This is a genomic window from Tsukamurella tyrosinosolvens, from assembly GCF_900104775.1.
Lineage (GTDB): Bacteria > Actinomycetota > Actinomycetes > Mycobacteriales > Mycobacteriaceae > Tsukamurella > Tsukamurella tyrosinosolvens.
Map to the genome: position 1 here is coordinate 3,472,671 of NZ_FNSA01000003.1, position 13,116 is coordinate 3,485,786.

Annotated in this window: 14 protein-coding genes, 1 other RNA gene and 1 pseudogene; 3 read left to right on the plus strand and 13 right to left on the minus strand. The window is 72.0% G+C overall.

Annotated elements, in window-relative coordinates:
- Positions 1–2: 2 nt before the first annotated feature.
- The 8 genes and pseudogenes from BLW32_RS19150 to BLW32_RS19185 all read right to left on the minus strand — a co-directional run bounded on the left by BLW32_RS19150 (position 3) and on the right by BLW32_RS19185 (position 6,112).
- Positions 3–845 carry an ABC transporter permease gene (locus BLW32_RS19150; RefSeq protein ID WP_068521169.1) on the minus strand — a complete coding sequence of 281 codons (843 nt, stop codon included), beginning with the start codon at positions 843–845 and terminating at the stop codon, positions 3–5.
- Positions 842–1,828, minus strand: a complete 987-nt coding sequence (locus tag BLW32_RS19155; protein WP_068739257.1) for an ATP-binding cassette domain-containing protein — start codon at positions 1,826–1,828, stop codon at positions 842–844. The genes BLW32_RS19150 and BLW32_RS19155 overlap by 4 nt, the downstream gene beginning before the upstream one ends.
- Positions 1,829–1,862: 34 nt before the next feature.
- Entirely contained in the window at positions 1,863–2,336 is a 474-nt protein-coding gene (locus BLW32_RS19160) for a DUF6194 family protein (RefSeq protein ID WP_197467063.1), read from the minus strand.
- A 9-nt stretch (positions 2,337–2,345) separates the two neighbouring features.
- Positions 2,346–3,083, minus strand: a complete 738-nt coding sequence (locus BLW32_RS19165; protein WP_068739259.1) for a DUF2127 domain-containing protein — start codon at positions 3,081–3,083, stop codon at positions 2,346–2,348.
- Between the two features lie 38 nt (positions 3,084–3,121).
- Positions 3,122–3,534: RNase P RNA component class A (rnpB, locus tag BLW32_RS19170), an RNA gene on the minus strand.
- A 50-nt stretch (positions 3,535–3,584) separates the two neighbouring features.
- On the minus strand, positions 3,585–4,232 hold the full coding sequence (locus BLW32_RS19175; protein WP_068739261.1) for a histidine phosphatase family protein: 648 nt from the start codon (positions 4,230–4,232) through the stop codon (positions 3,585–3,587).
- A complete protein-coding gene (locus tag BLW32_RS19180; RefSeq protein WP_068523194.1) occupies positions 4,229–4,987 on the minus strand; it encodes a zinc ribbon domain-containing protein in 759 nt (252 codons plus the stop codon). The genes BLW32_RS19175 and BLW32_RS19180 overlap by 4 nt, the downstream gene beginning before the upstream one ends.
- 10 nt (positions 4,988–4,997) lie before the next feature.
- Positions 4,998–6,112: pseudogene (locus BLW32_RS19185) on the minus strand (Nif3-like dinuclear metal center hexameric protein).
- 287 nt (positions 6,113–6,399) lie between these two features.
- Between BLW32_RS19185 and BLW32_RS19190 the strand changes: the two are divergent.
- Both BLW32_RS19190 and BLW32_RS19195 read left to right on the plus strand, forming a co-directional pair.
- Positions 6,400–6,870 carry a low molecular weight protein-tyrosine-phosphatase gene (locus BLW32_RS19190; protein ID WP_068739263.1) on the plus strand — a complete coding sequence of 157 codons (471 nt, stop codon included), beginning with the start codon at positions 6,400–6,402 and terminating at the stop codon, positions 6,868–6,870.
- A complete protein-coding gene (locus BLW32_RS19195; RefSeq protein WP_082791163.1) occupies positions 6,863–7,732 on the plus strand; it encodes an SURF1 family cytochrome oxidase biogenesis protein in 870 nt (289 codons plus the stop codon). The genes BLW32_RS19190 and BLW32_RS19195 overlap by 8 nt, the downstream gene beginning before the upstream one ends.
- Here BLW32_RS19195 and BLW32_RS19200 read toward each other — a convergent pair.
- Positions 7,671–8,603: a cobalamin biosynthesis protein gene (locus BLW32_RS19200; RefSeq protein ID WP_068739265.1), complete on the minus strand. Its 933-nt coding sequence runs from the start codon at positions 8,601–8,603 to the stop codon at positions 7,671–7,673. The genes BLW32_RS19195 and BLW32_RS19200 overlap by 62 nt on opposite strands.
- On the minus strand, positions 8,603–8,992 hold the full coding sequence (locus BLW32_RS19205) for a MarR family winged helix-turn-helix transcriptional regulator (RefSeq protein ID WP_225535819.1): 390 nt from the start codon (positions 8,990–8,992) through the stop codon (positions 8,603–8,605). Before BLW32_RS19205 ends, BLW32_RS19200 begins: the two co-directional genes overlap by 1 nt.
- A 182-nt stretch (positions 8,993–9,174) precedes the next feature.
- Here BLW32_RS19205 and BLW32_RS19210 point away from each other — a divergent pair, with 182 nt between their 5' ends.
- Entirely contained in the window at positions 9,175–11,268 is a 2,094-nt protein-coding gene (locus tag BLW32_RS19210) for an MMPL family transporter (protein WP_231857278.1), read from the plus strand.
- A gap of 7 nt (positions 11,269–11,275) precedes the next feature.
- Here BLW32_RS19210 and BLW32_RS19215 read toward each other — a convergent pair whose 3' ends face one another.
- The 3 genes from BLW32_RS19215 to BLW32_RS19225 all read right to left on the minus strand — a co-directional run bounded on the left by BLW32_RS19215 (position 11,276) and on the right by BLW32_RS19225 (position 13,050).
- Positions 11,276–11,602: a hypothetical protein gene (locus BLW32_RS19215; protein WP_068739268.1), complete on the minus strand. Its 327-nt coding sequence runs from the start codon at positions 11,600–11,602 to the stop codon at positions 11,276–11,278.
- A gap of 269 nt (positions 11,603–11,871) precedes the next feature.
- Positions 11,872–12,420 (minus strand): DUF6817 domain-containing protein, encoded by a 549-nt coding sequence (locus BLW32_RS19220; protein ID WP_074850718.1) that lies wholly within the window; start codon positions 12,418–12,420, stop codon positions 11,872–11,874.
- 9 nt (positions 12,421–12,429) lie between these two features.
- The gene (locus BLW32_RS19225; protein WP_068739269.1) at positions 12,430–13,050 is read right to left on the minus strand and encodes a VOC family protein; all 621 of its coding nucleotides are present in this window, start codon (positions 13,048–13,050) and stop codon (positions 12,430–12,432) included.
- Positions 13,051–13,116: the final 66 nt, after the last annotated feature.

A 13,116-nucleotide genomic window follows, 5' to 3' on the forward strand; every position in this document is an offset into this window, starting at 1 on the left:
GCCTAGTCGACGGTGCGCTTGTTGAACGCCCGCACGGCCAGCGGGGCGAACACGGCCGTGAGCAGGATCGACCAGATCACGGTCGCGAGCACGGGATGCTGCAGCGACCAGGGCGCCCCGTCGCGCAGCGGCAGGTCGTTGCCCCACAGCTCGCGCATGGCCTGGACCAGCGACGAGACCGGGTTCCACTCCGCGATCGCCCGCAACCACGGCGCCATTCCCGCGGTGGGGACGAAGGCGTTGGAGAGGAAGGTGATCGGGAACATGGTGGCGAACATGAAGCCGTTCACGGCCTCGATGGACTGCATCATGCAGCCGACGAGGATGCCGAACCAGATCATGGCGAAGCCGAACACGAGTAGCACGACGAAGCCCAGCACCGCGTCCACCGGGTTCGTCCGGATGCGCCAGCCGATCGCGAGGCCCGTCAGGCACATGACGACGATGCCGATCGACGAGTGCAACAGGCTCGCGATACTCCGGCCGATGAGCACGGAGGCCCGGCTGATCGGCAACGACCGGAAGCGGTCGATGACGCCCTTCTCGAGGTCGGTGGTGAGACCGCCGGCCACGACGAAGCAGGTGAAGACCATCGTCTGCCCCAGGATGCCGGGCAGCAGGTACTCGCGGTAGGAGACGCCCTCGGTGGGGATCGCGGAGCCGAAGACGAACGCGAACAGCACCGTGAACATGATCGGCTGGATCGTCACGTCCGAGAGCATCTCGGGCATGCGCTTGGTGTGGATCATGCTGCGGCGAACCATGATCCAGGACTGCTGCCACAGGCTGGTCTGATGCGTCTCGACGCCGCCCACGCCGGCGGCCTCGGTGGTGGTGGCGGTCATGCGGAGGCCTCCTCGGCGGTGCTGGCGTCGGCTTCGGTGCGGTGCCCGGTCAGGGAGAGGAAGACGTCGTCGAGGCTGGGGCGGGAGAGGCCGAGGTCGTCGACCTTGATACCGCTCTCCCCCAACAACGCGCCGGCCCGGTTCAGATCGTCCAGCCCGTTGGCCGGGCTGCTCACCTGGCGTGCGCCCTCGTCGACGAAGACCTCGCTGCCGAGTTGCGCCAGGATGTCGCGGGCGCGGGGCAGATCCGCCGCGTCGGACACCGTCAGCACCAGGCTGGCGGCGCCGGCGCGCTCCTTGAGCTGCAGCGGGGTGCCCTGCGCGATGATCCGCCCCTTGTCGATGACGATGATCTCGTCGGCCAGTTGATCTGCCTCCTCGAGGTACTGCGTGGTGAGCAGTAGCGTGGTGCCGTGCGCCACCAGCGTGCGCAGGACGTCCCACAGCTCCGAGCGGGCGCGCGGATCGAGGCCCGTTGTGGGCTCGTCGAGGAACAGCACGGGCGGCGCGGTGAGCAGGCTGACGGCCAGATCGAGCCGGCGACGCATGCCGCCCGAGTACGCCTTGACCTGCTTGTCGGCCGCCGCGGTGAGCGAGAACTGCTCGAGCAGATCCGCGCTGCGGCGCTTGAGGGCGGCGCGCGGGATGCCGTACAGGCCGCCGATCATCGCGAGGTTCTCGCGGCCGGTGAGGATCTCGTCCACCGTGGCGGCCTGGCCGGTGAGGCCCATGTTGCGGCGCACCTCGATGGGGTTCTCCCGCACGTCGTACCCCGCGATGCGGGCCGTGCCCTCGGTGGGCGGCGACAGCGTGGTCATCATGCGCACCGTGGTCGTCTTGCCCGCGCCGTTGGGACCAAGCAGGCCGAGTACGGAGCCCCGAGGGACCTGGAAACTCACCCCGTCCACCGCCGTGAAATCACCGAACCGTTTCACCAGGCCGATGGCTTCGATCGCCCAGTCACCGCTGTCACCGCGTGTCATGGATCACACGGTAGTGGGGACGACCGACAAGTTTCTATCGCTTTTGTACGTGGGCGCGCGCCCGTTCGAGGAGCGCGACGACCTCCGGGCCCGTGGCCGGATTCACCACCGAGACCCACCCCAGCTTGGCGTACAGCGGGTGCGGGATCACGGCACCGTCGGCGGCGTAGTCCCACTCGCCCGCGCGGGCGGCGTGCTCCGCGGGCGGGTAACCGATCAGCTCGGTGAACGCCTCGCGCCCGACGTTGGCGTTGAGCCGGAAGGCGCCGGGCCGGTCCAGGTCGGACTGATCGTCGTCGGGGTAGTTCTTGGTGACGACCGTGAGGTACGGCATGACGCCGGGCTCGCCGTCCGGCGTGGAGTAGACGAAGGTGTCGCCCCAGGCGATCTCGGGGACGGGCGTCTTCCCGTCGGCGGCGATCGCGCCCGGCGCGATGGTGTCGACGGTGGAGTCGGGCAGGGTGTGCAGGAGGGCGATGACTGCGTCGCGGGCGCTCGAGTCGGTCACGTCTGCACGCTACTCGCCGGCGCGCTGCACCGTCAGGACGCTCTCCGACTCGCGCTCGGCGCGATAGGCCGCCGCGCCGCCGTTGACGCCGAACAGCCGCTTGCTCCACACGAGCCACGCGACGGCGGCGACGTTGATCACCAGGGCACCGGCGCGCAGTGCGGTCACCTTCTCGGTGATCTCGTAGATCTCCAGCGGAAGGAACGCGGACGTGGCTACCACCGCGAAGTACTCGCCCCAGCGCTTTCCCAGCCACAGCCCCACCGCCTCGACGACCTCGATCACCGCGTACGCGACGAGGCCGGCGGCGATCCACGCGAGTGTCGTGCCCGACAGACCGAGCGCCGTGTCCACGGTGTGCACGATCTTCGAGTCGCCCACATTGAAGCCCAGCTGGCTGAGCAGCGGCAGCTTCGACTGGAACACCTCGCGCAGATGCTCGTGATCGCCGCGGAACTGCCACACGACGACGCCGGCGGCCGCGAAGACGATCCCGCGCAGCAGCCTTTCGACCGCGAGGAAACGCATGATCAGTTCGTCGCGCAGTGCCCGCCCGCGCGGGACCGACGGTGCGTGCGCCGCCGGGCCGGAATCGTGCGGCGCGCCGACCACGAAGTCGTCGCAGCGCAGGCAGCGCCAGGCCTCGCCCTCGGGCGTGTCCGTCCGGACCCGGGCGCGGAGGTCCGGCTCGTCGGGGGCGTAGGTGACGTGGCCGCGGAGACCGCAGGACAGCACGGAGAGGTCCATCCGACCAGGTTAGGCCCCAGCGCGGCACGACGTCGGGGCGGACGAGCTGACGTGTAAGCCGGATCCTGTCCCCCGCCGCATCGCTGCGGCGGGGTGGCGACCATCCATCTGGACACACCGTTGCCGGGTGCCTCAAGCGGTCCACCCGCGCGCTCGGGCGAGCAGCCCTCGTACACGCGCGCAGCGCCACCGTGCGGTGGCGCCTTCGACCTTGCTCCGGGTGGGGTTTACCGAGCCGCGACGGTCACCCGCCGCGCTGGTGCGCTCTTACCGCACCGTTTCACCCTTACCCGGGCCGGAGCCCGGGCGGTCTGTTCTCTGTGGCACTGTCCCGCGGGTCACCCCGGGTTGCCGTTAGCAACCACCCTGCCCTGTGGAGTCCGGACTTTCCTCGACCCGGGCGTACTGGTCACCCAGCCGTTCCCGATGCCGCGGCCGCCCGGTCAGCTCGTCCGCGCGGTACAGAGTACCCGCCGCCGGAGCGCGGTGAGTCGACGCCGCCTACAGGCCGGACGTCCGGTTGACCTGCCGCACCGAAGCGCCGCCGTCCGGGTAGAAGTCGGCGATCGAGATCGAGGCCAGGTCCAGGTGCAGCCGATACAGCAACTGCGGCCCGACGTCGAGGGCGATGCGCAGCGCGGTCTTGATCGGGGTGACGTGGGAGACCAGGAGCACGGTCCGTCCGGCGTGCTCGGCGGTGACGCGCACCAGCAGCGCCGCGACGCGGGCGTGCACCTCGTCGAAGCTCTCCCCACCGGGGGCGGCCACCGCGGTGTCGCCGAGCCAGCGGGCGTGCAGCTCGGGATCCCGCTCTCGGGCCTCGCCGAACGAGAGCCCCTCCCAGTCGCCGAAGTCCGTCTCGATCAGGTCGTCGTCCACCTCGACGGTGAGCCCCCGGCCCGCGGCCACGGCGTCGGCGGTCTGTCGCGCGCGGTCCAGCGGCGATGAGAGGATCGCGTCGATCGGCGTGAGCCGGAGCAGTGCCGCGGCCTCGGCCGCCTGCTCCCGGCCGAGGTCGGTGAGCGACGGATTGCCGCGGCCCGAGTACAGCCGCTGCACCGACGCCGGTGTCTGGCCGTGCCGCAACAGGATCACCCGGGTCGGCTCGTGCGCGGAGGTGGTCCACCCCCCGCGCTGCGCTCCCGTCACTCCTCGGGCTTCGGCTGCGGCAGGCCGGACTCGTTGGTCCGCACCAGGATCGCGCCGCATTCGTCGCAGTGCACCACGAGATCGGCGGGCTTGCGGTTGACGGAATCGAGGAAGCCCCGGTCGAGCTCGAGGCGGCAGGCCCCGCACCGTCGGGCCTGCAGGAGCCCCGCCCCGGCACCCGAGTTCTTCCGGCACCTCTCGTACTCGGCGTACAGGTCCGCCGGGAGCTTCCCGACGACGTCCTCGCGGGTGGTGGTCGTGCGGTTGCGCGCGACGTCGATGTCCTTGACGGTCTCCTCGCGGCGGCGCTGCGCGGCGGCGATCTCGTCGTTCGTCGCGTTGACGGTGGCCTCGGCGCGCTGCTGGTCGAGCTCGACCGCCTCACGCTTCTCCATGAGTTCGAGTTCCTCGTCCTCCAGGACGGACTGGCGCCGCTCGAGGCCGCGCAGCTCGTGCTCGATCTCGGTGAGCTGCTTGGCCGGGACGGCTCCGGAGGCCAGCAGCTCGCGGTCCTTCTGCTCGCGGAGGCGGGTCTGCTCGACCTCCTTCTCGAGCTTGCTGATGTCGCGGTCCAGGTCCTCGACCAGGATCGACACCCGCACCGACTCGTCGCGCTCGGTGGTCGCGCGCTTCTCGAGCTCGGCGATCTCGGCGTCCTCGGGCAGGTGGGTGGCGCGGTGGGCCAGGCGGGAGATCTCCGCGTCGACCTCGGCGAGGTCCAGCAGGATGCGTTGGGCGGCCGGATCAGCGTTCATCTGCGCCACTCTACGCATCCGCCGTCGGCGCGGACCGCACCGTGAACGGATCCGTGGGGGCGTCGTGCACGGCCACGTCGAGGTAGGGCCACAGCAACTCGGCGACGGTGGCACACCACGGGAACTCGGTCCCCCAGTGCCCGGCGTCGACGACCGCAGGGCCGCCGGCGCGCAGGTGCTCGTCGACGGGGTGGTGCCGCAGGTCACCGGTGACGTACGCGTCCACGCCGAGCCGCGCGACGGCGCCGAGCAGGGAGTCCCCCGCCCCGCCGCAGACGGCGACGGTGCGGATCAGTGCGTCGGGATCCCCCGCGGCACGCGCCGGCGCGCCGAGCGCGGTCGCGACGTGGGCGGTGAACGCCGCCAACGACATCGGCTCGGGCAGCGCGCCGACGCGGCCGAGGCCCCACCCCGCTCACCGCCGGCGAGCTCGACGATGTCGTGCGCGGGCTCCTCGTAGGGGTGGGCGTCGCGCAGCGCGCGGGCGACCCGCTCGCGGTGGCCGCGCGCGGCGACGAGTTCGATCCGCGTCTCGTCGAGCGTCGTGAGTTCGCGGGCGCTGCCGATCGCGGGGTTCGCGTCGTCGCCGGGCCGGAACTGGCCGACACCGTCGACCCGCCAGGCGCACTCGGAGTAGTCCCCGACCTCGCCGGCCCCGGCCTCGAACATCGCGGCGAGCACCTCGTCGGCGTGGGCCGGCGGAACCATGACGCCCCAGCGGTCGAGCGCCGACGGCGCGTCGAGATGTTCGACGGGGCCCGTGACCTCCAGGCCGAGGGCCGCGGCGAGGGCGTCGTTGACGCCGCCGCGAGCGCGGTCGGCGTTGGTGTGCGCGGTGAACAGGGCGCAGCCGCCGCGGATGAGCCGGTGGATCAGCGCGCCCTTCGGCGTGCTCGCCGCGACCGTGTCGACGCCGCGCAGCAGGAGCGGATGGTGCGCGATGACGAGCTGTGCGCCGCGGGCGAGCGCCGCGTCGACCACGTCGGCGGTGACGTCCACGCACACCAGGACGTGCGTGACCTCGGATTCCGGGTCGCCGCACACCAGCCCGACGCTGTCCCACCCCTCCGCGAGTCGGGGCGGGTACGCCTGATCGAGCATCTCGATGACCTCTGCCAGCAACATGCCTGTCAGCGTAGAACCGTCGGAGGTCTCCGGTATGAACTCGACATGCACGCGTTCATGGACGAGACGAAGGACTCAGGTCTCATCGCCGTGGCCGTCGTCGTCGATCCGTCCGCGATTCCGACGATGCGTAACCGGTGATACACGAAACCCCGCTCACCAACCGTCCGGATGGCTGCGGGGCCGCTGCCCACGGGCTAGTGCCCGGGCGTGAACACAGCATAGCTCGCGCAGCGGTCGGCCACCAGCGATCTCGAGGCCTCCCCGCCGTCGGGCAAGATGGAGGGGTGAGTACTCCGCTGCATGTCACGTTCGTGTGCACCGGCAACATCTGCCGTTCGCCGATCGCCAAGATCGTTTACGAGCAGGCCGTCGCCGACGCCGGGCTGGGCGACGTGGTGCGGGTCACCAGTGCCGGGACCGACGGCTGGCACGAGGGCGGTGCCGCGGACCGCCGCGCGCGGGACGTGCTCGCCGAAGCCGGGTACCCCACGCAGCACACTGCCGCCGAGCTCACGGACGACCACCTCGCGGCCGACCTGGTCGTCGCGCTGCATCGCTCCCACGTCGCGCCGCTGCGGCGGCGCGGCGTCCCCGCCGACCGGATCCGGCTGCTCCGCAGTTTCGACCCGGACGCCGCGCACGAGAGCGTGCCGGATCCGTACTACGGCGATCACGAGGACTTCCGGGCGACGCTGTCGCAGGTCGAGGGCGCGATACCGGGCCTGATCGAGTGGACGCGAGCCAACCTTGCCTAGCTGGATCAAGGTCGTCTTCCAGCCGCGGTGGATCGCCCTCGCGATCGCGGCGATCGCCTTCACGGCGCTGTGCTGGTCGGTGCTCGCGCCGTGGCAGTTGGGGAAGAACTCGTCGACCAGCCACCGCAACCAGCAGATCGCCGACTCCGTGAACGCCGATCCGGTGCCGGCGGCCCAGGTCCTCGGCGGCCGCGCCGACGTGCCGAAGGACGCCGAGTGGCGGCGGGTGGTCCTCACCGGGCAGTACCTCGCCGACAAGCAGTCCCTCGCGCGCCTGCGGAATCAGGACGGCAAGCCCGCCTACGAGGTGCTGGTGCCCTTCGCCGCGAACGACGGCGCGACCTACCTCGTCGATCGCGGCTTCGTCCGGACGCCCACCGGCGGCGTCGTGCCGGAGTTCGCGCCGCCACCGTCGGGCACGGTGACGGTCCAGGCCCGCGTCCGCGCCCCGGAGAAGACCGACCCCGCGCGCGGCCCTCGCACGGAGGGCGGCTACCTGCAGGTCTTCGCCATCGACCCCGCGGCGATCGGCCCGGCGCAGGGCGTCACCTTCGCCCCCGGCTACCTGAACCTCGACGAGGGCCAGCCGGGCGGCCTCGACCCGATCCCGCTGCCGATGCTCGACGCCGGTCCCTACCTCTCGTACGGCCTGCAGTGGCTCGCCTTCGGCATCATGGCGCCGCTCGCGATCGGCTACTTCGTGTGGTCCGAGGTGCGCCGGCGCCGCGAGGACAAGGCCGTCTTCGACGCCGGTACCGCGGACTCCGCGGACGCACCCGAGGACGAGGCGACGCCGGAGGTCACGCCCGAGGCCGCCCGCGCCGCGCGGCTCGCCGACCGGTACGGACGCAAAGGACAGTAGCGGCGAGGGCGCCCAGCTCGACCGCCAGCGACAGCCGCGCCGCCCGTGCCAGGTCGCGCGGCTCCGGTGCCCGCCCGTCGCCCAGGGTGGGCCGCAGTTCCACGCCGTGCGCGTACTGCGTGCGGCCGCCCAGCTGCAGCCCCAGCGCGCCCGCCGCCGTCGCCTCCGCCACGCCGGCGTTGGGGCTGGGGTGCTTCGCCGCGTCCCGCCGCCACGCCCGCACGGCGTCCGACGGCGCCCCGCCCACCGCCGGCGCGAGGCCGACGGTGACGGCGCCCGCGAGCCGGGCGGGGACGTAGTTGAGCACGTCGTCGAGGCGCGCCGACGCCCAGCCGAAGTCGCCGTAGCGGTCGTTGCGGTAGCCGACCATCGCGTCGAGGGTGTTGGCCGCCCGGTACGCGAGCAGGCCGGGCAGGCCCGCGACGGCGCCCCAGAACAGCGGCGCGACGGCCGCGTCGGAGGTGTTCTCGGCGACGGACTCGGTCGCCGCGCGGGCGAGTCCCGCGGTGTCGAGAACCGACGGGTCGCGACCGCACAGGCTGGGCAGCAGGGTGCGTGCGCCGTCGATGTCGCCGTGCTCGAGGTCGGCGCCCAGCGTGGAGCCCACCTTCCGCAGGCCCGCTCCCCCGACCACCGCCCACGTGCCGACGGCGGTGGCGCCGGGCACGTTCCGCGCCGCGTACCCGAGCGCGGCGGCGCCACCCACGAGGATCGCGGTGTAGGCGGCGCCCCGCAGCTTCGACGGCGCGTACATCCTCCGCTCGAGCGCAGCGGCGACGGTGCCGAAGCCCGCGACGGGGTGGTACCGCCGGGGGTCGCCGAACACCTCGTCGGCGAGGACGCCGAGGCCCAGTTCCGTCGATCGGCGCATCAATGGCCGCCGGTTCCCCGCTGGCTTCCGATGAGCTCGAGGAGAAGCTCGCGGAGGACCGGTTCGGACTCGCCGAGCGCGGCGATGAGGGACGGGTCCGAGCGCTCTCGCTCCACGAGTTCGAGGTACACCGTGCGGCCCGCTTCGGTCGCGGTGACGACCTTCCGTCGCTCGTCACCGGGATCGGTCTCGCGGACGACGTAGCCGACCCGCTCGAGCCGCTCGACGGTGCGGCTCGCCGTCTGATCCGTCACCCGCGCGACGCGGGCGATGTCGCGCTGCGATGCGGGGCCGGTCGAGACCACGTGCAGAACAACGAGTCCCGCGCTGGAGATGTCGTACTCGCGCAGCACGCCCTCCCAGGCATGCTCGACGAGTCGCGCCGCCATCGACAGCAGCCGGCCCGTCGGCCACTGCACGATCCCGTCGTCCACGTCCGCCACCTCGTTCACCTCGCACAGTTGCATTTACTCAGCAGGCTGAGCTTTAATCAGCAGGCTGAGCTTTTCGGGCACGCCCTCACGCCCCGATGCACACGTTATGCCCCGCACTCCGAGAGAGACGAGTCACCGTGACGAAGACGCGCACCGCCCGCTCGACCCCGCGATGGCGGTGGCTCGTCCCCGCGCTCCTGATCCTCGGTTGGCTCGTCGTCGGCTCGGTCGGCGGACCTTTCGCCGGCAAACTCGGCGACGTCCAGGCGAACGACAACACCTCGTTCCTCCCCGCCTCCGCCGAGGCGACGGCGGTGGCGGAGCTCGAGGCCTCCTTCGTCGACAGCAGTCGGATCCCCGCGATCGTCGCCGTCGAACGCACGTCCGGCATCACCGACGCCGACACCGCGCTCGTCTCCACCGCGATCGACCGCGCCGCCGGCGCCGACGGAATCGACCGGGCGGTCGCGCCGCCGGTCCGTTCCCAGGACGGTCGTGCGCTCCAGGTAGTGGTTCCCATCGACGCGGGCGGCGAGGTCGCGGATAGCGTGACCGCACTGCGCGCGGCGCTCGCCACGGGCGTACCCGAGGGATTGACCGTCTACGTCACCGGGCCGGCGGGCACCGCTGCCGACCTCACCGAGGCTTTCGGCGGGATCGACGGCATGCTGTTGCTCGTCGCCGGGGCCGTCGTGATCGCCATCCTCGTCGTGGTCTACCGCAGCCCCGTGCTCCCCTTCGTCGTGATCGTCTCGGCGGTCCTCGCCCTCGCGCTCGCCAGCGCCGTGATCTACGCACTCGCGGCGAACGGCGCGATCACCCTCAACGGGCAGAGCCAGGGCATCCTCTTCATCCTCGTCTTCGGCGCCGCCACGGACTACGCACTGCTCCTGGTGGCGCGCTACCGCGAGGAGCTCGGAACGACCGCCGACAGGTACGCGGCGATGCGTGCGGCGTGGCGGGCGACCCTCGAACCCGTCGCAGCGTCCGCGGGCACCGTCATCGCGGGCGTGCTGTGCCTGCTGCTCTCCGATCTCAACTCCAACCGCGGTCTCGGCCCGGTGGCCGCGATCGGCATCGCCGCCTCCTTCCTCGCGTCCATGACCTTCCTACCCGCGGTGCTCGCGCTGCTCGGACGGGGCGCCTTCTGGCCGCGCCGCCCCGTTCTCCACGGGGGCTCCGACGAGTCGCCCGAGCAGGCGCACCGGTTCTGGGCCGGGCTGGCCGAGCGGATCGGCCGCCATCCGCGGCGGTTCTGGGTCGCGACGACGCTGCTCCTCCTCGTGGGCGCCGCCCTCGCGCCGCAGTTCCGCGCCGACGGCGTCGCCCAGTCGGACACGTTCCTCGTGACCGTCGACTCGCAGCGTGGTCAGGAGGTGCTGTCGGAACACTTCGACGCCGACGACGGGTCCCCCGCGGTGATCATCGCGAACGCGGCGGCGCTCGCGCCCGTCCGCGCCGCGGCGACGGGCACGCAGGGCGTCGCGGGCGTCGCCGTGGTTCCCGGCGCCGACGGTGCGCCGAGGACCGTCGACGGACGCGTCGCGCTCCGCGCGACCCTGCGCGACGCGGCCGATTCGCGTGCCGCCGAGAACACCGTGGTGCGCCTGCGCGAAGCGGTCCGGGGCGTGGGCGGCGCCGGTGCGCTCGTCGGCGGGCCGACGGCGGTCGACCTCGACACTCGGACCACTGCCCTGCACGACCGCAACCTGATCATCCCGGTGGTCACTCTCGTGGTGCTGCTGATCCTGTGCCTTCTCCTTCGGGCGATCCTCGCGCCGATCCTGTTGATGGCCACCGTGATCGTCTCGTTCGCCGCCACGTTGGGCGTCTCATCGATCGTCTTCAACCACATTCTGGGCTTCCCCGGCGCGGACCCGGTCGTGCCACTGTTCGCGTTCGTCTTCCTGGTGGCCCTCGGGATCGACTACAACATCTTCCTGATGACCCGCGCACGCGAGGAGGCGCTGTCGATCGGAACTCGGGCGGGCGTGCTCCGCGCACTCACCGTCACGGGCGGCGTCATCACCTCGGCGGGTGTGGTCCTCGCGGCGACGTTCTCGGCCCTGGCAGTCATCCCGCTGATCTTCCTCGCCCAGATCGCCTTCATCGTGGCCTTCGGCGTCCTGCTCGACGCCCTGATCGTCCGCACCCTGCTAGTGCCGGCTCTGGTCCACGACGTCGGCCGCGCGGTGTGGTGGCCGAGCTCGTTGCGTCTCGGCAAGCAGTGACACCCCCTCACCCGTTCGGGACGCGGCGCCGCCACCACGACTGGGACCGCCACGAATTCGGATCATCGGTCGTGACGAGCAGAAACCGGCGGTCCAGCACCTCGACGGAGACCCGCAGTCGGTGCGCTCGGCGACCGCCGTTGCGCATGATGCTCTCGAGCCGATCGCGGGCATCGGTGAGCACGATGCCGTCGCAGCACTCGCAGCCCGTGTTGTAGCCGTGGTCACCGTCGCGGACACGGCGTTCCGTCTGCTCGACGTGCTCGCGCCACTCCTTGAGCAGGGCGACTGCGGGAACCTCGGGCCGTGGCTTCCGCGGCCGATGCGGGGTCATGGCAGTGGGGCGATCGCCCCGTTCTTCCGAAGGTGATTCGTTCGCGGCGCCGTGACGTGGCGCGGCCGCTCAGGGCGGCCAGGGCGCCGCCATGACGGAAAGCACACGGCCGCGGCGCCGGCCTGATCTATCGCGTCACCGTCGACGCGAACAACCGCTTCTTCGTGGTGGAGGCCGAGGGGCCGTACGTGCCCCCGGTCCGCCCGAACACGCCCGCGCGCGTCGCATAGGCACCGCCACGGCACCGTCCGCTGCGTCAGTCCGCGCAGTCAGCCGCGCCCGGTGGGCGTCCCGCCCGTCAGGAGATCGAGGTCCCGCAGTGCGGTCGCGGGGAGCCAGTGTGCGGACTCGTGTGCGAGCGCGCGGAGGGACGATCCGTGGCGCGCCGCCAGTCCGGCGTTGTGCTGCATGACGTCGATCTCGTTGGCGACCGTCAGGGCGACGAAGGCACGGGTCTCCGCGTCGCCGAGCCGCATCTCGTCGCCGGTGAATCGGTCGGACAGCCGGAACGGTTCGCCGCCGGGGAACTGCGGATACGAGGTGGAGCGGTCGCACGCGCCGTAGGTGTAGACGAGGGCCTCGGCCTCCGCCCCGATCGCGGCACGCAGGTCGTCGCGCTGCGCGGGCGTGATGAGGTGGTCCTCGAATCCCGCGGTGCCGTAGGCGGCGTGGGTCAGCCCGGCGAGCCGGACGACATCGGACAGGCCCCACGCCGCGAGCCGGTCGGCGACGCGCACGAGATGGCCTCGTAGCGTCCCACCGGGATGCGCCACGTCGCCGGCGCCGTGGCGGTCGAGCCACGCGAGGGCCGCGTCCATGCAGCGAGCCTACTCATGCCAGACGAAGCCGTCGGGGTCGGTGAGCGCGCCGAGGGCACCGTCGATGCGGAGGCGGTGCGAGCCACTCCCCTCCGCCGGCACCCCCGCGTCCTTCGCCGCGAACCTCCGACCCGACAGCGCGAGCTTCACCGCGCCGGGCGCGGCGTCGAACTCGACGTACTTGCGGCCGAAGCTCTTCGCGACGGTGAGGCCCCGCTCGACGTAGAAGGCCTTCGTCGCGGCGACGTCGTCGACCCCGAGCAACAGCACCATGTTGTCGATGGTGCGCAGCGGCGCGCCGGTGTTCTTCTTCGACGACGAGGCGATCTTCCAGAGGGTGCCGTCGGGCGCACGGAAGACGGCGCCGTAGCCCCAGAAGGACTTCCGGGCGGGCTTGATCTCCGTCGCGCCCGCCGCGAGGGCGGCCGCGACGAAGGAGTCGACGACGGCGGGATCGGCCACGACGAGCGAGACCACGAAGCCGCGGAAACCGTCCGACGGGCCGTCGGCGGGCGCGGACCGGAGCCGCGGGTCGGGACCGAACGCCGCGTCGTAGAAGGCCTGGGCGGAGGCCGGGTCGGCCGCCTCCAAGGTGAGGGACCGGACCGGGGTGGTGAGCGAGGTTGTCATGCCGATAACGCTATGAGCTGTGCGTTGAAGGATGCTTCTCGATTCCTGACCGATCCCGCCCCGCCC